The organism is Streptomyces sp. SID14478 (genome assembly GCF_010548525.1).
In the GTDB taxonomy this organism is placed as follows: Bacteria; Actinomycetota; Actinomycetes; order Streptomycetales; family Streptomycetaceae; genus Streptomyces.
The window spans coordinates 1-19675 of sequence record NZ_JAAGMG010000035.1 but is presented as its reverse complement, the minus strand read 5'-3'; the positions used below and the strand labels follow the sequence as shown (position 1 = coordinate 19675).

Genomic DNA, 19675 nt, shown 5'->3' with positions numbered 1-19675 from the left:
TGTCGGTCCCGCCCCCTATGGTTGCTGCAGAAGTCGAGACGACGGACGGGACTGAGGGTATGAGCGAGGTGACGGAGAGCGAGGCGCTTGCCACGCTCCACCGCGTCTTCGGGTATGACGCCTTCCGCGGCGAGCAGGAAGCGATCATCGAGCACGTGGTGAGCGGCGGCGACGCCGTCGTCCTCATGCCGACCGGCGGTGGCAAGTCGCTCTGCTACCAGATCCCGGCCCTCGTCAGACCGGGCACGGGCGTCGTCGTCTCGCCGCTGATCGCGCTGATGCAGGACCAGGTGGACGCGCTGCGGGCGCTCGGCGTGCGCGCCGGGTTCATGAACTCGACGCAGGACTTCGACGAGCGGCGCACCGTCGAGGCAGAGTTCCTCGCGGGCGAGCTGGACGTCATCTATCTGGCGCCCGAGCGGCTGCGTCTCGACTCGACCCTCGATCTGCTCTCGCGTGGCAAGATCTCCGTCTTCGCCATCGACGAGGCGCACTGTGTCGCCCAGTGGGGGCACGACTTCCGGCCGGACTACCTGTCGCTGTCCGTCCTCGGCCAGCGCTGGCCCGACGTGCCGCGCATCGCCCTCACCGCGACGGCGACGCACGCCACGCACCAGGAGATCACCCAGCGCCTGGGCATGCCGGACGCCCGGCACTTCGTGGCGAGCTTCGACCGGCCCAACATCCAGTACCGGATCGTCGGCAAGTCCGACCCGAAGAAGCAGCTGCTGACCTTCCTGAAGCAGGAGCACGAGGGCGACGCGGGCATCGTGTACTGCCTGTCGCGCAAGTCGGTGGAGGCCACGGCCGAGTTCCTCTGCCGGAACGGGATCGAGGCGGTGCCGTACCACGCGGGCCTGGACGCGGGCACGCGCGCCAGGCACCAGTCCCGGTTCCTGCGCGAGGAGGGGCTCGTCGTCTGCGCGACCATCGCGTTCGGCATGGGCATCGACAAGCCGGACGTCCGCTTCGTCGCGCACCTGGACCTGCCCAAGTCCGTCGAGGGGTACTACCAGGAGACCGGCCGCGCCGGCCGCGACGGCCTGCCGTCCACGGCCTGGATGGCGTACGGACTGCAGGACGTCGTACAGCAGCGGAAGCTGATCAACATGGGGGAGGGCGACGAGGCGTTCCGCCGCCGGGCCGCCTCCCACCTCGACTCGATGCTGGCGCTGTGCGAGACGGTGCAGTGCCGCCGGGCGCAGCTGCTCACGTACTTCGGCCAGGAGGGGGCGCAGGCCTGCGGCAACTGCGACACGTGCCTCACCCCGCCCGAGACCTGGGACGGCACGGTCGCCGCGCAGAAGATCCTGTCGACCGTGGTGCGGCTCGACCGCGAGCGGCGACAGAAGTTCGGCGCGGGCCAGATCATCGACATCCTGCTGGGCAAGCGCACCGCCAAGGTCATCCAGTTCGACCACGACCAGCTCTCCGTCTTCGGCATCGGCGACGAGCTGTCGGAGAACGAATGGCGGGGCGTGGTCCGCCAGTTGCTGGCCCAGTCGCTCATCGCCGTGGAGGGCGAGTACGGGACACTCGTGCTCACCGAGGACAGTGCGAGCGTGCTCGGGCGTCAGCGTGAGGTACTGCTGCGCAAGGAGGCGCCGAAGCCGGCCGCGGCGCGCGCCGCGCGCGGGGAGCGCAAGGCCAAGACCGTCGCGGCCGAGCTGCCCGAGGAGCTGGTGCCCGCCTTCGAGGCGCTACGGTCCTGGCGAGGCGCGCAGGCGAAGGAGAACGGGGTGCCCGCGTACGTCATCTTCCATGACGCGACGCTGCGCGAGATCGTCCTTCAACGACCCACGTCTTTGGCCCAGTTGGGGACGATCGGCGGCGTCGGCGAGAAGAAGCTGGCGACGTACGGGGAGGGCGTGCTCGCGGTGCTGGCCGGACACGACGGGTCCGGCCCGCAGGCCACCGGGGGCGAGCAGGAGGCGGAACCGGAGCCGGACTTCGGCCCCGAGCCCGACATGGAGGACGTGGACTGGTGAACCGATGAGGGGGAGCGCATGACGGATGCGGTGAGCAGGATCGACGCGGCCGTCGGCATGACGGCGGGCGTCGTCGCCGCGACCGGCGACGACGCCCGGGGGCGGCCCGCACCGGCCGCGTAGCGCGGGTTCGGCGGGTTCGGCGATTCAGGGGCAGGGGCTCAGTGCGTCGTGGGCACGATCCGGCCCGTCACCTCGCCCAGGCCCACCCGCAGTCCGTCCGGTCCGGGGGCCCAGGCGGACAGGGTCACCACGTCGCCGTCCTCCAGGAAGCCCCGCTTGCCGTCGGGGAGTTCGAGGGGGTCGCGGCCGTTCCAGGTGATCTCGATGAGGGAGCCGCGCTCGTCGTCCTCGGTGCCGCTGATCGTGCCGGAGCCGTAGAGGTCGCCGGTGCGCAGGCAGGCGCCGTTCACCGTCATGTGGGCCAGCATCTGGGCGCCGGTCCAGTACATGCCGGAGAAGGGGGGCTCGGAGATGACGTGGCCGTTCAGGGAGACCGTGATGCGCAGGTCGTAGCCCGCCGGGTCGACGTCCGGGGAGGCGTCGTCGAGGTAGGGCAGCAGCGGCACCGTGCGCTCGGGCGGGGCCACCCGCGCCGCGTCCAGGGCTTCAAGTGGGGTGATCCATGCGGAGATCGACGTCGCGAAGGACTTGCCGAGGTGCGGGCCCAGCGGCACCGTCTCCCAGGCCTGGATGTCGCGGGCCGACCAGTCGTTGAGCAGGCAGAGGCCGAAGACGTGGTCGCGGTAGGACGACAGCGGCACGGACGAGCCCTGCGGCGACGGGGCGCCGACGACGTACCCGACCTCCGTCTCGATGTCGAGGCGGACCGACGGGCCGAAGACCGGGGACGGGTCGCCCGGGCCCTTGCGCTGGCCCGAGGGGCGCACCACGTCCGTGCCGGAGACCACGACGGTGCCGGAGCGGCCGTGGTAACCCACGGGCAGGTGCTTCCAGTTGGGCTTCAGCGGCTCCTCGTCGGGGCGGAAGAGACGGCCGAGGTTCGAGGCGTGGTTCTCGGAGGCGTAGAAGTCGACGTAGTCCGCGACCTCGAAGGGCAGGTGCAGCGTCACCGAGGACAGGGGGTGCAGGTGGGGCAGGACGGTGTCGCGGTGGGCCGGGACCGTCACCCAGGCCGTCAGGGCGCGGCGCACGTCGGACCAGGCCGTCGGGCCCGCCGCCATCAGGGAGTTGAGCGTCGGCCGGGCCAGGAGCGAGACGTACGGGGAGCCGAGCGCCGCGGCCGCGCCGCCCGCGTCCAGGACGTGGTCGCCGATGCGGACGCCGACGCGGGGCGCCTGGTCCGCGTACGAGAAGACGCCGTAAGGGAGGTTGTGCGGGCCGAAGGGGTCGCCCTCGGGGAGGTCGAGCGGGGTGTGCCCGGTGGTGCCGGTCGTGCCAGTCGTGTCGGACATGCCAGCCATGCCTACCTGCCTCACTTCCGTTGGGTGCGGCTCACGTTACGTGGGAGGCGCCCGTTCGGGCAGTGTCTAAAGAGTTAGCAATGTCCGAATGACCCGTTGATGGAGTGGTCAGTTCCGGCTTAGCGTCTATGTCCGGTGGGCGCGGACGGGGTGGGTCCGTGTCCTGAGGGGGACAGGACACGTGGGGGGACCCGTGGCCAGGAGTGCCGGTTGGGCTCGCAGCGGTGCCGCGGGCGTGCCATGCGCCGTGGACCGGGACGTGCCGGGGCTCATCGTCAAGTTCGGCGACTATCCGCTGCACCACGGAGGAGTGGGCGCCGTCCGCAGCCTGGGCCGCCTCGGCGTGCCCATGTACGCGATCACCGAGGACCGTTACACGCCCGCGGCGGCCTCCCGCTATCTGACCCGGGCCTTTCCCTGGCGGACCACCGGCGCGGAGGACCCGTGGCGGCTCGTCGACGGGCTGCTGCGTGTCGCCCGCCGCATCGGCCGGCCCACGGTGATGATCCCGACGGACGAGGAAGCGGCCGTCCTCATCGCCGAGCACCAGGAGCCGCTCGCCGAGGCGGGCTATCTCTTTCCGCGGGTGGAGCGGGAGTTGCCGCGCAGCCTGGCCAGCAAGCAGGGACTGCACGAACTGTGCGGGGAGCACGGCATTCCGTCGCCGGCGGCCGCGTTCCCGGACAGTTACGCGGACGTCGAGGAGTTCGCCGAGAAGGCGCGCTTTCCCGTCGTCGCGAAGAACCGGGAGGCGTTCACCCGGCGCAGCAGCCCGGCGGTCAACGGGACGACGAGGATCGCCACCGCCGAAGCGCTGTGCGCGCTCGCCCGGCACTGGGGCGAGCGACCCGGGGTGATCCTCCAGGAGTACCTGCCGCGCGAGGACGCGGAGGACTGGATCGTGCACGCCTACTTCGACCAGGACTCGACGCCCCGCGCGCTGTTCACCGGGGTCAAGGTCCGCTCCTGGCCGCCGCACGCCGGAATGACGGCGCACGCATACGTCGTCGACAATCCGGAACTCGCGGACATCGCCGCACGTTTCATCAAGCAGATCGGCTTCACCGGCATCATCGACCTCGACCTGCGCTTCGACCGGCGCGACGGCCAGTACAAGCTCCTCGACTTCAATCCGCGGATGGGCGCCCAGTTCCGGCTGTTCGAGAACGAGGCGGGCGTCGACGTCATTCGCGCCATGCACCTGCACCTGACCGGCCGCGGCGTCCCGGAGGGGGAACAGCGGGCGGGACACCGGTACGTCGTGGAGAACATCGACCTGCCGGCCCTGCTCGCCTACCGGCGCAGCGGCTACACGACCCCGCACGCCCCGTCCCGCGCGAGCGGCACGGAGCTGGCGTGGTGGGCGGCCGACGACCCGCGGCCGTTCTTCACGATGCTCGCCCGCTTCGTCCGGCCCGGGGCGAAGCACCTGTACCAGCTGTGGCGCGCGAACCGGCGCGTCAGCAGCGCCGGTTGACCTGCGCGCTGCTCGGCCCGCGCGCCGGTTCGCACGTATGCCGGTCGGCCCGTACGCCCAGGAACCCGGCGGCGGTCGTTGACCCGCACCCCGGGCCACGCAGCGCCGTAGACCCAAGACCCGTAGACCCAAGGCCCGAAGACCCAAGACTCGTAGACCCAAGACCCCAAGACCCCAAGACCCGAAGACCCGTAGACCCAAAGCCCGAAGGCGCAAAACCCGTAGACCCAAGACCCGTAGACCCACAAGAGAACAGGCATCACGCGAAGTAAGAGACGCAGTTGTCGTCCCGGGGAGGGGACTTCGTGATCCATCCGGTAGTTGTCATCGGGGCCGGGCCCTACGGCCTGTCCACCGCCGCCCATCTGCGGGCCCGCGGCATTCCCGTCAGAGTCTTCGGCGAGCCCATGGTGAGCTGGCGCTCGCACATGCCCGAAGGCATGATCCTCAAGTCCGTCCCTTCCGCGTCGAACATCGACGCCCCGCAGCGCGGCCACCATCTGGTCGACTACTGCGACGCTGCCGGGATCAAGCGCCTCGTCACCGACGAGGACCTGATCCCCGCCGAGACGTTCGTCGCGTACGGCGACTGGTTCCAGCAGAAGCTGGTGCCCGAACTGGAGCGGGTCCGCGTCGTCTCCGTCGACCGGCGCGGCACCGCGGGCTTCGAGCTGAAGCTGGACTCGGGCGAGCAGTTCACGGCGCGGGCCGTGGTCGTCGCCACCGGGCTGTCCGGCCTGGAGCACCTGCCGCGCGAGTTCGCCGAGGCCGTGCCCGACGGGCCCACCCCCACGGGCCCGTTCTCGCACAGCGCCCAGCACCACGACCTGTCCCGGTTCGCCGGGAAGGAACTCGTCGTGGTCGGCGCGGGCCAGTCCGCCCTGGAGACGGCGGCGCTCGCGGCGGAGGCCGGGGCGAGCGTCAAGGTCGTCGCGCGGGGCAAGGGCAGCGTGCGGTTCGGCTCGCCGCCGTGGGAGCAGCCCCGGTTGCGGCCGGACACGCCGTTCGGCAAGGCGTGGTCGTTGTACGCGCTCACGTACTACCCGCACCAGTACCGTCAACTGCCCCCGCAGGCACGCCATTTCCTGGTGCGGCGGGTGCTCGGGCCGCTCGGCGCGTGGTGGCTGCGGGAGCGGTTCGAGGGCAAGGTGGCGGTGCGGGACGTCGCCGGGATCGAGCGGGTCGCCGTGTCGGACGGCGCGCCCGTGCTCACGGCCCGCACGCACGGGGGCCGCCTCGACGACATCGGTGCCGACCACGTCATCGCGGCGACGGGCTATCGGGTGGACCTCGCCGCGATGCCGTTCCTGGGCGACGGCCTGCGGGCGAGACTGTCCGTCAGCCGGGGTACGCCCCGTCTCGGCGCCGGGTACGTCTCGTCCGTCCCCGGGCTGTACTTCACGGGGATGCTGGGCGGGTCATCCTACGGGCCGGTGATGCGGTTCGTGTGCGGCACAGAGTTCGCGTCACCGCGGCTGGCCCGTCATCTGGCTGCCGCGCACAGCTAGTTGGCGGCGGTGACGGCGCCCTCGGCCGCGTAGGCGGTGAAGCTCCGCCAGGCCTCCGGGGACGTGGTGAACCGGGGACCGGTGGGGTTCTTGGAGTCGCGGAGGTGGATGGTGGTGGGGGTGGTGGCGACCTCGACGCAGTCGTCGGACTCAGGGCCGCTGCTGTAGCTGCTCTTGACCCATTCCAGGGCCACTTCTACGCAGTCGCCGGGTTCGTTACTGCTGCTGTAGCTGCTTTTGAACCAGTGGAGTTCTGCTGTGCTCATAGTCTCCCCAGCGCGTGCTCGATGAATTCCAGTGACTCTCTCGGGGAGAGAGCTTGGGCCCGGATCATCCCATAGCGCAGTTCAAGGATCCGAAGATCCCTGGGGGTTGAAACCGGGCGACCGTTGAAGGCGCCTTCGGACCGGCCGATCGCTGTGCCGTCCGGAAACTTCAGCACTTCGATCAGACCGTGCATTCCGGCGTGATCCTCACGGTCGGTCGGCATGACCTGGAGAGTCACATGGCGCAACTGCGCCAGTTCCATGAGGTGTTCGAGCTGGCGGCGTAGTACGGCCCTACCGCCGATCGGACGGTCGAGTGTCACCTGTTCCTGGATGAAGCTGAGAGCAGGCACGGGATCCCGGTCGAAGACCGCCTTGCGCGCCACGCGGGCCGTAACCTCACGCTCGATCACGTATGCAGGCAGAGGAGGTTGCCGGACGTCGTACAAAGCTGCCATGTACTCCGGCGTCTGCAGCAACCCATGAATGTTGTGACAGCTGTACAACAGCATCTCCACCGCCCGCTCCTCCATCTGCGCCAGCTGCCGCACCTTCTTCGGGTACCGCGCCTTCCTCATGTCCTCCATGAAGGCCCGCAGATGCCCCTGCGCGTTCAGTAACTGGTCGGCGCGGTCGAGGAGTTCGGGGCGCGGGATGCGTGCCCTGCGCTCGATCTTGCGGATCAGGTCCTCCCCGTAACCGAGCGCCTCGCCCAGTTCCCCCGCCCGCATGCCCGCCGCCTCCCGGCACACCCGGAGCAAGCGGCCCACGGCCTGCACGACCGGTTCGATCTCGTCCCCGGGTTCGACGTCCCAACCCGCCTCGTCCGCAACCTCGTTCACGCCTCCCACCTCCGAGGCCCACCTGTACCCACCCCGGCGCCCGCGCAGCCGGGACAACGCGGGACAGAACCGGGACGGACCGGTGCGGGAATCCGGTCGCGCGCGTCCACGGCCTGCAGCCGCAGGACGTACGAAGAGGTCATGCCGAAGCAGCACACCGCCTACGCGCGGGAGCGAGGCGGTGGACGGCAGGTTGCGGCGAGAGCTTCGTGAGCGTCGGGAGCAGGTGGCGCTTGAGGTCATCGAGGAGAGGCTGGGCGCGCTCGGGTAGGCCCCGCGAGGCGGTCGAGGAGCCCTGGCTGCTGTCGGCGGACCTGGAGCGGCTGGTTGTCGTGAGCGAGGCCGAGTACCACTTCGAGAGCTGCGCGAGCACCCGGCTCCGACCGCCTCGCTGCCGACTTACCACAACCCGCCACACGGCCGGTACTCGTCGGACTCCCGGGGCGGTTGGTCCGTATTCTTCGGATCATGGCCGCACCCGCATATGCCCTCATCGCGACTGACCTGGACGGAACGCTGCTGCGCGGCGACGACACCGTCTCGGACCGGACCCGCGCCGCCCTGGCGACAGCCCTGGCCGGTGGGGCCCGGCACATCGTGGTGACGGGCCGGCCCGCACCCCGGGTGAAACCGCTCCTGGACGACCTCGGCGGCGCCGGGCTCGCCGTCTGCGCCCAGGGAGCCCAGCTCTACGACGCGGCGGCCGACCGCCTGCTGTGGTCCCTGACCCTGGACCGGGAGCTGGCCGAACAGGCCATCGGCAAGATCGAGGCGGAGGTCGGGCAGGTCCACGCGGCCGTCGACCAGGACGGCGTCGACGGGCTCACGCTCATCGAGCCGGGCTACCTCATGCCGCACCCCACGCTCCCCGCGGTCCGCGTCACCCGCCGCGCCGAACTGTGGGCGCAGCCGATCAGCAAGGTGCTGCTGCGCCATCCGTCCCTGACGGACGACGAGCTGGCGGCGGTGGCGCGCGCGGCGGTCGGTCCGCTGGCGACGGTCACCATGTCGGGCCCCGGCACCGTCGAACTCCAGCCACGCGGGGTGACCAAGGCGACCGGCCTCGGCCTTGCCGCCGAGCGCCTGTGTGCGGGGCCCGCGGACACCCTCGCCTTCGGCGACATGCCGAACGACGTTCCGATGTTCGGCTGGGCGGCGCGCGGGGTGGCCATGGCCAACGCGCACCCCGAGCTGAAGGCCGTCGCCGACGACGTCACCGTCTCGAACGAGGACGACGGGGTCGCCGTGGTGCTGGAGAGGCTGTTCGGGGGCTGATCCGTCCCGCCGGCGCCGCGTGTGTGCGCGACTCCCCACGCCCCCTGGACAAACGGGACGAAGTCGCCGCTCCAGGGGCGGCGCGGGGAACCGCGCGATCAGCCACGACGAAACGCGCACCCGCTCCCCGACGGAAACTCCGCACGCGGAAACGCGACGCCCCCCAACACACCCCCAACACACACGGCCCCGCTACCCCCCTTACCCCGTTACCCCGCGGTCCGAGGAATCCGTTCCTCCCACGTCCGGTGGAACACCACTTCGCCCCCGTCCCGGCACACGACCTCGCTGGACGTGACGAACTCCCGCTCCGTGCAGGAGATCTCGGAGCGGGTCTCCACCGTCGCGTCCCACGCCAGTTCGGGCCGGTGCAGCCGGATCGACCAGTCCGACCTGGTGCGGGCCGACAGCGGGTCCTTCTCGTCGATGACGTACGTCTCCAGGGCGTCCTCGGTGAACTCCAGGCCGTCCGGGTAGACGCGCGTGCCGCCGTAGCGCGGGTCGACCTCCAGGCGCCACTCGCCCTTCGCGACGTCGCGCACGACGAGGCGCTCGGGGCGCTGTTCGTCCAGGGAGGCCGGGTAGACGACGCCGAGCGGCTCGGACTGCTCCGGCTCGCCGAAGGTGACCGCGCCGCCCAGGTCGCCGGAGCGGACCGGGAGTTCGAGCATGCTGCCCACCGGGTCGAGTGTGAAGCCCGCCTCGGAGCCGGGCTGCGGCCAGATCCAGGGCCAGTACGCCGAGGAGACCGCGAGGCGGATGCGGTGGCCGGCCGGGAAGGTGTGGCCGATGCCGTTCAGCTCGAACGTGACGTCCTCGGTGGTGCCCGGCAGCCAGGGGACCGCGGCGGCCCGGCCGTGGCGGGAGGAGAGGTTGAGCACGCCCCGGGTGACCAGGGTGGAGGAGCCGTCCGGGGCGATGTCGCACAGGCGGGCCACGGCCTGGCCGCGGGGGACCGCCGACGTGAGCCGCAGGGTCACCTTGGCCCGGCCCAACACGCGTACTTCGGACGGGACTTCGAACTCGAAGCAGGCCGACTTCGCGTCCTCGTCGCGCTGGTCGGGCGGCAGGTCGCCGTCGTTGCCGAACGGGAAGAAGCGGCCCGCGTCCAGGCCCGTCTGCTGCGGGGAGCGGACGAGCACCGGGGCGCCCTGGAGCGCGTACGAGACGGGGGAGACGTTCGGGGAGGGCCAGGACGGCTCGCCGACCCAGCGGCCGGGCAGCTCGGCGTAGACCGTGGCCGGCGGGTGCGAGTCGCTGATCCAGGAGCGGAGCTTGGGCTCCGCCATGACGCCGCCCGCGCCGGCGGCGTCATCGGGCGCGGTCTCTCCCTTGAGCCAGTGGTCCCACCAGCGCAGCGTCTCCTGGAGGAAGCCGATCGCGGGGCCGGGCGGCAGACCGCGGTCCGGGTACTGGTGGGACCACGGCCCGATGATGCCGCGCACCTGGTCGTCCGGAAGGTTCTCCACCAGCCGCAGCACCGTGTCCCGGTACGGGTCGTGCCAGCCGCCCACCGCGAGGACTCCCGCCTTGATCGCCGAGTAGTCCTCGCAGACGCTGCCGTGGCGCCAGTAGTCGTCGCGGGTCTGGTGCTTCAGCCAGGTGTGGATGAAGGGGTCGACGGCCTCCAGGCGCGTCGTCCACATCTCCTTCCAGCGGTCGCCGACGAACTGCGGGTCCGGCGGGCGGGAGACGAACGCGAGCATCGTCGCCGCCCACGCGTGCATGTCGACGGCGAGGACGGAACCACCCATGTAGTGCACGTCGTTGTCGTAGCGGTCGTCCGCGGAGCAGACGGTCACGATCGCCTTGAGCGGCTCGGGCGCGAGGGCCGCGATCTGGAGGGAGTTGAAACCGCCCCAGGAGATGCCGAACATGCCGACCTTGCCGGACGACCAGGGCTGGGCGGCGAGCCAGTTGACGACCTCGACGCCGTCGCTGAGCTCCTGCGCGTCGTACTCGTCGCCCGGCATGCCCTCGGAGTTGCCGTGCCCGCGCACGTCCACGCGTACGGAGGCGTAGCCGTGACCCGCGTACCAGGGATGACGCTGCCAGTCGCGCGGCGCCGTCCAGTCGGAGAGGCGGTAGGGGAGGTATTCGAGCAGGACCGGGACCGGCTCGTCCGTGACCGGTCGCCACACGCGCGCGAACAGTGTCGTCCCGTCCGCGAGGGGTACGCGGATGTCCTCGCGGGTCGTTCCGTAGGGGAACTCGGACCGGATCTTCGGAGTGCTCATGAAGGGACCTCTGTGCCTTTGGTGGCGTCAGTGAACGGGGTGCATGGTGCGCCGCAGCCACGGCGCGAGGGCGATCACGGCGACACCGACCGCGATGGCGATGGCGCCGTTGACGCCGAAGTAGGCGGGGTTCGAGACCTCGCCGTAGAGCTTCACGGTCTGTGCCTGGATGCCGTTCGCGAGCGCGAGCGAGAGGAACCACAGCGACATCGTCTGGCTGGCGAAGGCCTTCGGGGCGAGCTTCGTGGTCGCGGACATGCCCGAGGTCTCCACGAGGATGTCGCCGAGGCCGAGCAGCAGGTACGAGCCGACGATCCACCAGACGGCCATCTTGTACGTGTCGTCGCCGTGCCCGGAGGTCGGCAGGACCATCAGCAGGAACGACAGACCGCCGAGGATCACGCCGATGGCGATCTTGTTCGAGGCGTGCGGCTGGCGCGGGCCCATCCGCGCCCACAGGCCCGCCACGACGGGGGCCAGGGCGACCTCGAAGGCGCCGAGCGCGGAGGCGTACCAGCTGGCCGGGAAGTGGAAGCCGAGGATGGTCGTCTCGGCGTTCGTCGAGGCCAGCAGCATCATCGTCGAGTACGCCTGGAAGAGGATGAAGTTGAAGGCCACGGACGCGACGAACAGGACCAGGTAGGGGCGCAGCCGCCCGCGTTCCTCGGCCGTGACGCGCGGGCTCCTGAACATCACCGCGAAGTACACGATCGGCGCGATCACCGAGATCACGGTGAGGCAATCGACGAAGCGGTCCATCGTCAGCCAGCCCACCAGGGCGAGCAGCACGGCGAGGGCCGCCACGACGAGCGCGCCGATGATCATCAGTCGCACCGCGCGGCGCAGCCCCTCGGGCGGCAGCGCGTACTCCGCGGTGCGCTTGCGCCCGGCCAGGTGACGCCGCCCGGCGACGTACTGGATCAGGCCGAAGGTCATGCCGATCGCGGCCGCGGAGAAGCCCCAGTGCCAGCCCTTGTGGTCGCCGAGCCAGCCGGTGATGAGCGGTCCGGCGAACGCGCCGATGTTGATGCCCATGTAGTACAGCGCGAAGCCGGCGTCGCGGCGCTCGTCGTCGGTGCGGTAGAGCTTGCCGACCATGGAGGCCACGTTCGGCTTGAGCAGCCCGGTGCCGGCGCTGATCAGGCCGAGACCGACCCAGGTCATCGTGGGGGTGGGCACCGCCATCGAGTAGTGGCCGCAGGCGATGAGGATGCCGCCCCACAGGACGGCGCGGTAGGAGCCCAGGATACGGTCGGCGAGCCAGCCGCCGGCGACGGAGACCAGGTAGACGAGGGTGCCGTACGCCGCGGAGACCGATGCCGCGGTGCCCGGGTCCATGCCCATGCCACCGTGTGCGACCGTGTCGGCGAAGTACAGGACGAGAATGGCCTGCATGCCGAGGAACGAGAAGCGTTCCCAGACCTCCAGGCCCGACAGCGTGAGCAGCCCGCGCGGCTGCCCGAAGAAGGCCGTGTCGTCGCCCGGTGGCGGCTCGGCCTCGGTGTCGGTGTCGCTCGCTGTGGGGGACAAAGTGCGTACTCCCGGTCGTATCGGCTGATCAAGAACATACCGGGGGTGGCTGAGGCCCGCCCGGTCTGGGTTGTCCGGGCAGGTGCCCCCTGTGATCGAAACGGGACCGGATACGCTGACTTGAGTGATGGCAGCGACACATCGACAAACCGTGTCATCGACCGAATGATCGACCGAGTTCGCCATGTGATCGTCAGCAGACAGGAGACCCACTCGTGACCGTCGTCGGGACTTTCGGTCTTAGCGTGCGGGACCAGGCTCTGGAAGCCGATGTCCAGGCCGGATTGGTGGCTGTCGAGGAGGGACTCCTCGAAGCCACCAAGAGCGAGGTTCCCTTCATCACGGAGGCCGCCCAGCATCTGGTGCGGGCCGGCGGGAAACGCTTCAGGCCGCTGCTCGTGACGCTCGCCGCCCAGTTCGGCGACCCGTACGCGCCGGGCATCGTGCCCTCCGCCGTCGTCGTCGAGCTCACCCACCTCGCGACGCTCTACCACGACGACGTGATGGACGAGGCGGACGTGCGCCGGGGCGTGGAGAGCGCCAACCAGCGCTGGGGCAATTCCGTGGCCGTCCTGACCGGCGACTTCCTCTTCGCCCGCGCCTCGCACATCCTCGCCGACCTCGGCCCGGACGCCGTGCGCATCCAGGCGGAGGCGTTCGAGCGCCTGGTCACCGGCCAGATCCTGGAGACCGCGGGCCCGGCCGACGGCCGCGACCCGGTCGACCACTACCTGGACGTGCTCAGCGGCAAGACCGGCTCGCTGATCGCCGTGGCGTGCCGGTTCGGCGCCATGATGTCCGGCGCCGACGAGACCGTCGTGGACGTCCTCACGCAGTACGGGGAGCGGCTCGGCGTCGCCTTCCAGCTCGCCGACGACGTCCTCGACATCGCCTCCGACTCGCACGAGTCCGGCAAGACGCCGGGCACCGACCTGCGCGAGGGCATCCCGACGCTGCCGGTCCTGCGGCTGCGCGAGCGGGCCCGGCTGCTCGCCCTGCCCGAGGACCAGGCCCTGGTCGAGCTGCTCGACTCCGACCTCGCGGACGACGCGCGACTCGCCGAGGCGATCTCCCGGCTGCGCGCGCACCCGGCCCTGGAGCAGGCCCGCCGCGACACCGTGCGCTACGCACAGGACGCCCGGGCGGCGCTCGCCCCGCTCCCGGAGTGCGAGGCCAAGGCGGCGCTGCTGGAGCTCTGCGACGCGGTGGTGCACCGGGCCGGTTAGGGCCGCCCACGAGAACGAGCCACCCCGGGCCGCGCCTGTGATGCAGATCACCAGCGCGGCCCGGGTGTGGATCCGGGCCGCGTCGCCCGTGGGCCGCGTCGCCCGGCACCCCTACGGGTCGGGGGAGACGCCGCCCCTCGATGTCATCCCGTGGGTGTACGCGGAGTTGATCCCGCGGTCTGACGCTTCAGAGGGGCCGGTTTGGTCAGATTGAGTACACCACTCCTGACCAATTCGGGTGAGAATGGCGGCTTGGGGTGGACGCAGAGCAGTGAGCAGCGACGAGTGCACAGGACGGTAAGCCGCCGCCGAACACGGAGGTAGGGCAACAGACATGGCACCGTACGAATCCGAAGACAGCCAGAGCACCGGGCGCCGGAAGGTGACCCGCTACGCGGTCCCGGTGGCCGTCGTGGGGGTGGCCGCGGCGACGATCGGGCTCGTCCCGGCGCTCGCCGACTCCGGCGACCCGGATCTCCCGAAGATCACCGCCCGGCAACTCATCGACAAGATCGCCACGTCGGACACCGAGCGGCTGTCCGGCACCGTCAAGATCCACACGGATCTGGGCCTGCCGTCGCTCGGTGGCGCGGCCACCGGCGGACTCACCGGCGGCGACAAGGGCTCCTCGTCGGCCGACCCGAAGGCGAAGCTGACCGAACTCGCCTCCGGCACGCACACGCTGCGCGTCGCGGCGGACGGGCCGGACCGGCAGAAGCTGTCGGTCCTGGACGACGCGTCCGAGTACAGCGTGATCCACAACGGCGCCGACGTGTGGGCGTACGACAGCAAGTCGGACGAGGCGTACCACGCCAAGGACACCGGCAAGAAGGGCTCCGCGGCGAAGGGCTCCGCGGCGACGGGCGAGCACTCCGGCAAAGTGCCCGTCACGCCCAAGGAGTTGACGGACGAGATCCTCAAGGCGTCCGGCGACACCACGTCGTTCACCGTCGACGGCACGGCGCAGGTCGCGGGCCGGGACGCGTACCGGTTGCAGATCAAGCCCAAGCAGTCCGGCTCGACGGTCGGCGCGGTCACGGTCTCCGTGGACGCGAAGACCGGTACGCCGCTGAAGGTCACGCTGAGCCCGGCGAGCGGCGGCGCGGCCGTCATCGACGCGGGCTTCACCAAGGTCGACTTCGGCAAGCCGGCCGCGTCCACCTTCGACTTCAAGCCGTCGAAGGGCACCAAGGTCACCGAGGCCGACGAGCTGCCCGCGCAGGACCACCGAGGCCGCGCGCCCAAGGGCGCAGAGGGCCTCGGCGGGCTCGACGGCATGAACGTCATCGGCAAGGGCTGGGCCTCGGTCGCCGAGCTCAAGCTGCCGGGCGGCTCACAGGCGTCCGGCCTCGCGTCGGGCTCCGCGTCCGGCGACATGCCGGCCGACGCGCAGCAGTTCCTGAACTCCCTGGGCGACAAGGTCACCGGGAAGTTCGGCAGCGGCACCGTGTACTCGACCCGCCTGATCAACGTACTGATCACCGAGGACGGGAAGGTGTACGCCGGTGCGGTCACCAAGGACGCACTCGTGAAGGCGGCCGACGCGAGCTGACGCAAGGGAAGCCGACGGGGTGAGGGGCGGTGCGCACCGCCCCTCACCGCCGCGCGGGGACCCGTACGAGGAGGGGCATGGAGCGGGAGCCGGTCATCGAGACCCGGGAGCTCACCAAGCGGTACCGGGGCGGCCAGCTCGCGGTCGACGGGCTGAGCCTGACCGTCCCCGAAGGCGCGGTCTTCGGCTTCCTCGGGCCGAACGGCTCGGGCAAGACGACCACCATCCGGATGCTGATGGGCCTCATCGAACCGACCTCCGGCGCCGCCCGGGTGCTCGGGCGGCCCATGCCCCGCGCGACCCGCGCGGTCCTGCCGCAGGTGGGCGCGCTCATCGAGGGCCCGGCGCTGTACGGCTTCCTGAACGGCCGGGACAACCTGATCCGCTACGACTCCGCGGACCCGGCCGCCGACCCGCGCACCCGCAAGGCGCGGGTGTCCGACGCCCTCGACCGGGTGGGCCTGACCGCAGCCGCCGGCAAGAAGGCGAAGGCGTACTCGCTCGGCATGAAGCAGCGCCTGGGCCTCGCGGCCGCGCTGCTGCAACCGCGGCGCCTGCTCGTCCTCGACGAGCCGACGAACGGCCTCGACCCGCAGGGCATGCGCGAGATCAGGACCCTGGTACGGGAGTTGGCGGCCGACGGCACGACCGTCTTCCTCTCCTCGCACCTGCTCGACGAGATCGAGCAGGTCTGCACGCACGCCGCGGTGATGGCGCAGGGCCGCCTGCTCACCCAGGGGCCGGTCGCCGAACTGGCCGCGGGCACCCGCGGCAGACTCACCGTCACCACTCCCGATCCGGCGGACGCGGCCCGCGTGCTCAAGGAGCACGGCATCACGGTCCTCGACCTGACGGGCGACCTGGTGACGGCCGAACCCCCGCCCGCCGGAACGGACTTGGCGGACCTGAACACGGCACTGGTCACCGCGGGCGTCCGCGTCCGCGGCTTCGGCGTGGAACGGGCCTCCCTGGAGGACGCGTTCGTCGCCCTGACGGGAGAGGGCTTCGATGTCGCGGGCTGAAGCGGTCGCCGCGCCCCGGGCGAACCCCTTGTGGACCCTGGGCCTGCTGCGCAGCGAGCTGTCCCTCACCTTCCGCCGCTGGCGCACCCTGGCCCTGCTCGGGGTCCTCACGGGCGTACCGATCCTGATCGGCGTGGCGGTGAAGATCGAGACGAGCGGTGGCTCGACGCTCGGCGGGGGCGGGCCCGAGGGCGGCGGCGGTCCGGCGTTCATCGCGCAGATCACGAACAACGGCCTGTTCCTGGTGTTCACCGCCCTCGCGGCGACGCTGCCCTTCTTCCTGCCGATGGCCGTCGGCGTCGTCGCGGGCGACGCGGTGGCGGGCGAGGCGAACGCGGGAACCCTGCGCTACCTCCTGGTCGCCCCGGCGGGCCGCACCCGCCTGCTGCTCACCAAGTACGCGGCGACGATGGCCTTCTGCCTCGTGGCGACCCTCGTCGTGGCGGTCTCGGCGCTGGCCACCGGGGCGATCCTCTTCCCGCTCGGTGACGTGGTCACCATCTCCGGGGTCCGGATCGGGTTCGGGGAGGGGCTGTGGCGGGCGTTCCTGATCGCGCTGGTCGTCGCCGCGTCCCTCGTGGGCATCGCGGCGCTAGGCCTGTTCGTGTCCACGCTCACCAACAGCGGCATCGCGGCGATGGCCACCACCGTCGGGCTGCTGATCACGGTCCAGATCCTCGACCAGATCCCGCAGCTGCACGCGCTGCAGCCGTACTTCTTCTCGCACCACTGGCTGTCCTTCGCCGACCTGATGCGCGAACCGGTCTACTGGGACGACCTGGTCAAGAACCTCGAACTGCAGGCGCTGTACGCGGCGGTGTTCGGCTCGGCGGCCTGGGCGCGCTTCACGGCGAAGGACATCACCGCGTGACTACGCCCGGTCGTAGGGGAAGCGGGCGAGCGGCGCCTCCTGGGCGAAGAACGTCTTAGCGCGGCGCAGCGCCTCCTCGTCCTTGTGCACGTCGCCGGGCTTGCTGCCGTTGCCGAGCAGGACGCCGCCGAAGCGCATGCCCATGTACGCGGCCGAGTTGCTCAGGGTGCCCACCAGCGGGTCGGCGACCTCCTGCTCCTCGTGCGCGAGCACGGTGACGCCCCACAGGGTGCGCCCGGTCAGGGTCGCCTTGAAGTCGACGCCCGGGGTGCGCAGCCAGCCCGACCAGTAGTCCAGGTAGCGCTTGGTGGAGGCGGAGACCGAGTACCAGTACAGCGGCGAGACGATCACGATGTCGGTGGCGGCGAGGGTCGCGTCGAGCAGCAGCGCGACGTCGTCGCCCTCGGGGCGGACGTGGTCCGTGTCGTGGCGCAGGTCCTCGAAGTCGGGGAGCGGGTGCTCCGCGAGGTCGATCCAGGTCTGTCCGACGCCGGCGGGCAGCTGGTCGGCCGCGGCGCGGGCCAGGATCTCGGAGTTGCCGTCGGGCCGGCTGCTGCCGAGGACGAAGAGGAAATTGCGGGCGGTCATGGTTCCCCCTGGAGACGGACGCGATGTACTTGCGCGTGCAGTATATGCATGCGCAAGTACATCGCGGTAGGGGTTCCTGGAGCAGGCGGTGAAACCGCAGGCCTCCAGTGGTGCGGCGGGTGGTGCGCCCGGCCCCGCCGCACCGCGTCCGGCCGGTGGACCGGCGAAGCTAGGAAGCCGCCAGCTCCCACACCGCATGGGCGATCGCGTCGCTGTTGTGGTCGAGGGCCGTGTCGTCGATGTTCGACGCCTTGTCGCACGAGGAGTGGTAGCAGGCGTCGAAGGGCTTGCCCGCCGTGCCGCCCCACGCCGCGGCCTGCGCGGCGGTCTTCTTGTAGTCGGCGCCGCTGAACAGGCCGCCGACCGGGATGCCCGCGCTCTTGAAGGGCGCGTGGTCCGAGCGGCCGTCCCCCTCGGTCTCGATCTCGGTGGGGATGCCCAGCCCCGTGAAGTAGTCCTTGAAGACCTTCTCCAGGGCCGGATCGTCGTCGTACACGAAGTAGCCGGGGTTCGGCGAGCCGATCATGTCGAAGTTCAGATACCCGGAGATCTTCGAACGGTCGCCGGTGGCGAGGGAGTTGACGTAGTTCCGGGAGCCGACCATGCCCAGCTCCTCGGCACCCCACCAGGCGAACCGCAGGTGCTTGGCGGGCTTGAGCTGGGCGCGGGAGACGGCGAGCGCGGTCTCCAGGACGGCGGCGGAGCCCGAGCCGTTGTCGTTGATGCCGGGCCCAGCGGTGACGCTGTCGAGGTGGGCGCCGGCCATGACGACCTGGTTGGTGTCGCCGCCGGGCCAGTCGGCGATCAGGTTGTAGCCGGTGGCGCCGCCGGACGTGAACTGCTTGACGGCGGTGGTGAACCCGGCCGCGTCGAGCTTGCCCTTCACGTAGTCGAGGGAGGCCTTGTAGCCGGGCCGGCCGTGGGCGCGGTTGCCGCCGTTGGCCGTCGCGATGGACTGGAAGCGGGCGAGGTGGGCCTTGACGGAGGCCACGGGGATGTCGGGCGCGGCGGCGGTGGGCGCCGCGCCGGCACTCGTGGTGCCGGAAGCGACGAGTCCGGCGGCGGCCAAGAGGGCGGCGGCTGCGAGCCGCGCGCGTATGGGGTGCAGGGGCATGTGGGGGGCTCCTGGTTCCTCGGCTGTTGCGGGGATTGAGGTGGCCCGATGGTCCTGAAGCGCTGACGCGTCGTCAAGAGCGCAATCCGGTCAGGGGTGTTCGCATTCCGTACAGCCGGCCGCAGGCCGCGGGCAGGGGGCTACTGGACGTCGAACTCGTTGCCCTCCGGGTCGGCCATGGTCACCCACTGGCTCCCCTGGGTGTCCACGGTCCGCAGCACCTTCGCGCCGAGACCGGTCAGCCGTGCGGCCTCGGCCTCGCGGCGCTCCGGCCCGGCGTGGACGTCGATGTGCAGCCGGTTCTTGCCGCTCTTCGGCTCGGGCACGCGCTGGAAGAGGATGCGCCGGCCCTGCCCCGAACCGGTCCGCCCGTCGACCGGGTCGTCCGGGTGCCGCACCGCGACCAGGTCCCGGAAGGCCCGCCGCCCCCAGCGCTCGACGGTCTCCGCCTCCGTGACCGCGCCGAGCCCGAGCAGCTGCTCGATCAGCGCGGCGTTGTCCTCGATCTCGTAGCCGAGCGCGGAGGACCAGAACTCGGCCTGCGCATGCGGGTCGGCGGCGTCCATGACGAGCTTCCAGTCGAAGGTCATGGCCCAGTTATAGGACGTCGGGCGCGGCCCTGTCCGGCTCTTGCGCGGCCCGCGCGTCAGACGCCGGCCACCAGGCACCGGCCGGGCGGGCGGGAGCGGTCACACGGACGACTCCCGCTGCACCACCACGGGCCCGCCGTCGGCCGCCGCGGCGGCGACCTCCGC

Annotated in this window: 16 protein-coding genes; 8 read left to right on the top strand and 8 right to left on the bottom strand. The window is 71.1% G+C overall.

The features are described 5' to 3' along the window. The first annotated feature begins 59 nt into the window (after nucleotides 1-59). The gene (gene recQ, locus G3I40_RS01230) at nucleotides 60-1988 is read left to right on the top strand and encodes a DNA helicase RecQ (protein WP_164300267.1); all 1929 of its coding nucleotides are present in this window, start codon (nucleotides 60-62) and stop codon (nucleotides 1986-1988) included. A 161-nt stretch (nucleotides 1989-2149) separates the two neighbouring features. Here recQ and fahA read toward each other — a convergent pair whose 3' ends face one another. Then, entirely contained in the window at nucleotides 2150-3403 is a 1254-nt protein-coding gene (gene fahA / locus G3I40_RS01225; protein WP_164300266.1) for a fumarylacetoacetase, read from the bottom strand. 244 nt (nucleotides 3404-3647) lie between these two features. On the opposite strand from fahA, the gene G3I40_RS01220 reads away from it, so the two are divergent. Further along, nucleotides 3648-4889, top strand: coding sequence for an ATP-grasp domain-containing protein (locus G3I40_RS01220; protein ID WP_164300265.1), 1242 nt, complete (start codon nucleotides 3648-3650; stop codon nucleotides 4887-4889). Nucleotides 4890-5194: 305 nt separating this feature from the next. After that, on the top strand, nucleotides 5195-6397 hold the full coding sequence (locus G3I40_RS01215) for an FAD-dependent oxidoreductase (protein WP_164300264.1): 1203 nt from the start codon (nucleotides 5195-5197) through the stop codon (nucleotides 6395-6397). On the opposite strand, the gene G3I40_RS01210 is transcribed toward G3I40_RS01215, so the two are convergent. Then, the gene (locus G3I40_RS01210) at nucleotides 6394-6663 is read right to left on the bottom strand and encodes a DUF397 domain-containing protein (protein ID WP_164300263.1); all 270 of its coding nucleotides are present in this window, start codon (nucleotides 6661-6663) and stop codon (nucleotides 6394-6396) included. The two genes, G3I40_RS01215 and G3I40_RS01210, sit on opposite strands and share 4 nt — an antisense overlap. Next, a complete protein-coding gene (locus G3I40_RS01205; RefSeq protein WP_343244787.1) occupies nucleotides 6660-7505 on the bottom strand; it encodes a helix-turn-helix transcriptional regulator in 846 nt (281 codons plus the stop codon). Before G3I40_RS01205 ends, G3I40_RS01210 begins: the two co-directional genes overlap by 4 nt. A 468-nt stretch (nucleotides 7506-7973) precedes the next feature. On the opposite strand from G3I40_RS01205, the gene G3I40_RS01200 reads away from it, so the two are divergent. Next, entirely contained in the window at nucleotides 7974-8780 is an 807-nt protein-coding gene (locus tag G3I40_RS01200; RefSeq protein ID WP_164300261.1) for an HAD family hydrolase, read from the top strand. A gap of 209 nt (nucleotides 8781-8989) precedes the next feature. Here the strand turns inward: G3I40_RS01200 and G3I40_RS01195 are convergent, their stop codons facing one another. After that, entirely contained in the window at nucleotides 8990-11017 is a 2028-nt protein-coding gene (locus tag G3I40_RS01195; RefSeq protein ID WP_164300260.1) for a CocE/NonD family hydrolase, read from the bottom strand. Between the two features lie 27 nt (nucleotides 11018-11044). Further along, the gene (locus G3I40_RS01190; RefSeq protein ID WP_164300259.1) at nucleotides 11045-12547 is read right to left on the bottom strand and encodes a peptide MFS transporter; all 1503 of its coding nucleotides are present in this window, start codon (nucleotides 12545-12547) and stop codon (nucleotides 11045-11047) included. A 215-nt stretch (nucleotides 12548-12762) separates the two neighbouring features. Here G3I40_RS01190 and G3I40_RS01185 point away from each other — a divergent pair, with 215 nt between their 5' ends. The 4 genes from G3I40_RS01185 to G3I40_RS01170 all read left to right on the top strand — a co-directional run bounded on the left by G3I40_RS01185 (nucleotide 12763) and on the right by G3I40_RS01170 (nucleotide 17218). After that, the gene (locus G3I40_RS01185; RefSeq protein WP_164300258.1) at nucleotides 12763-13773 is read left to right on the top strand and encodes a polyprenyl synthetase family protein; all 1011 of its coding nucleotides are present in this window, start codon (nucleotides 12763-12765) and stop codon (nucleotides 13771-13773) included. 334 nt (nucleotides 13774-14107) lie between these two features. Next, a complete protein-coding gene (locus tag G3I40_RS01180) occupies nucleotides 14108-15325 on the top strand; it encodes a DUF2092 domain-containing protein (protein WP_164300257.1) in 1218 nt (405 codons plus the stop codon). Nucleotides 15326-15402: 77 nt separating this feature from the next. Beyond that, complete coding sequence (locus tag G3I40_RS01175) at nucleotides 15403-16347, top strand: ABC transporter ATP-binding protein (protein ID WP_164300256.1); 945 nt, start codon at nucleotides 15403-15405, stop codon at nucleotides 16345-16347. Beyond that, nucleotides 16334-17218, top strand: coding sequence for an ABC transporter permease (locus G3I40_RS01170; RefSeq protein ID WP_164300255.1), 885 nt, complete (start codon nucleotides 16334-16336; stop codon nucleotides 17216-17218). Before G3I40_RS01175 ends, G3I40_RS01170 begins: the two co-directional genes overlap by 14 nt. On the opposite strand, the gene G3I40_RS01165 is transcribed toward G3I40_RS01170, so the two are convergent. From G3I40_RS01165 to G3I40_RS01155, 3 genes are all read right to left on the bottom strand, one after another. Further along, nucleotides 17219-17806, bottom strand: a complete 588-nt coding sequence (locus tag G3I40_RS01165) for an NAD(P)H-dependent oxidoreductase (protein WP_164300254.1) — start codon at nucleotides 17804-17806, stop codon at nucleotides 17219-17221. A gap of 169 nt (nucleotides 17807-17975) precedes the next feature. After that, a complete protein-coding gene (locus G3I40_RS01160; protein WP_164300253.1) occupies nucleotides 17976-18920 on the bottom strand; it encodes a M28 family metallopeptidase in 945 nt (314 codons plus the stop codon). 140 nt (nucleotides 18921-19060) lie between these two features. Further along, a complete protein-coding gene (locus tag G3I40_RS01155) occupies nucleotides 19061-19510 on the bottom strand; it encodes a VOC family protein (protein ID WP_164300252.1) in 450 nt (149 codons plus the stop codon). Nucleotides 19511-19675 lie beyond the last annotated feature (165 nt).

Excerpts from the sequence above, each read along its gene's own strand:
- recQ (WP_164300267.1), top strand. The coding sequence starts at position 60 with ATGAGCGAGGTGACGGAGAGCGAGGCGCTTGCCACGCTCCACCGCGTC.
- fahA (WP_164300266.1), bottom strand. The coding sequence starts at position 3,403 with ATGTCCGACACGACTGGCACGACCGGCACCACCGGGCACACCCCGCTC.
- G3I40_RS01210 (WP_164300263.1), bottom strand. The coding sequence starts at position 6,663 with ATGAGCACAGCAGAACTCCACTGGTTCAAAAGCAGCTACAGCAGCAGT.
- G3I40_RS01200 (WP_164300261.1), top strand. The coding sequence starts at position 7,974 with ATGGCCGCACCCGCATATGCCCTCATCGCGACTGACCTGGACGGAACG.
- G3I40_RS01195 (WP_164300260.1), bottom strand. The coding sequence starts at position 11,017 with ATGAGCACTCCGAAGATCCGGTCCGAGTTCCCCTACGGAACGACCCGC.
- G3I40_RS01180 (WP_164300257.1), top strand. The coding sequence starts at position 14,108 with ATGGCACCGTACGAATCCGAAGACAGCCAGAGCACCGGGCGCCGGAAG.
- G3I40_RS01175 (WP_164300256.1), top strand. The coding sequence starts at position 15,403 with ATGGAGCGGGAGCCGGTCATCGAGACCCGGGAGCTCACCAAGCGGTAC.
- G3I40_RS01170 (WP_164300255.1), top strand. The coding sequence starts at position 16,334 with ATGTCGCGGGCTGAAGCGGTCGCCGCGCCCCGGGCGAACCCCTTGTGG.
- G3I40_RS01165 (WP_164300254.1), bottom strand. The coding sequence starts at position 17,806 with ATGACCGCCCGCAATTTCCTCTTCGTCCTCGGCAGCAGCCGGCCCGAC.
- G3I40_RS01160 (WP_164300253.1), bottom strand. The coding sequence starts at position 18,920 with ATGCCCCTGCACCCCATACGCGCGCGGCTCGCAGCCGCCGCCCTCTTG.
- G3I40_RS01155 (WP_164300252.1), bottom strand. The coding sequence starts at position 19,510 with ATGACCTTCGACTGGAAGCTCGTCATGGACGCCGCCGACCCGCATGCG.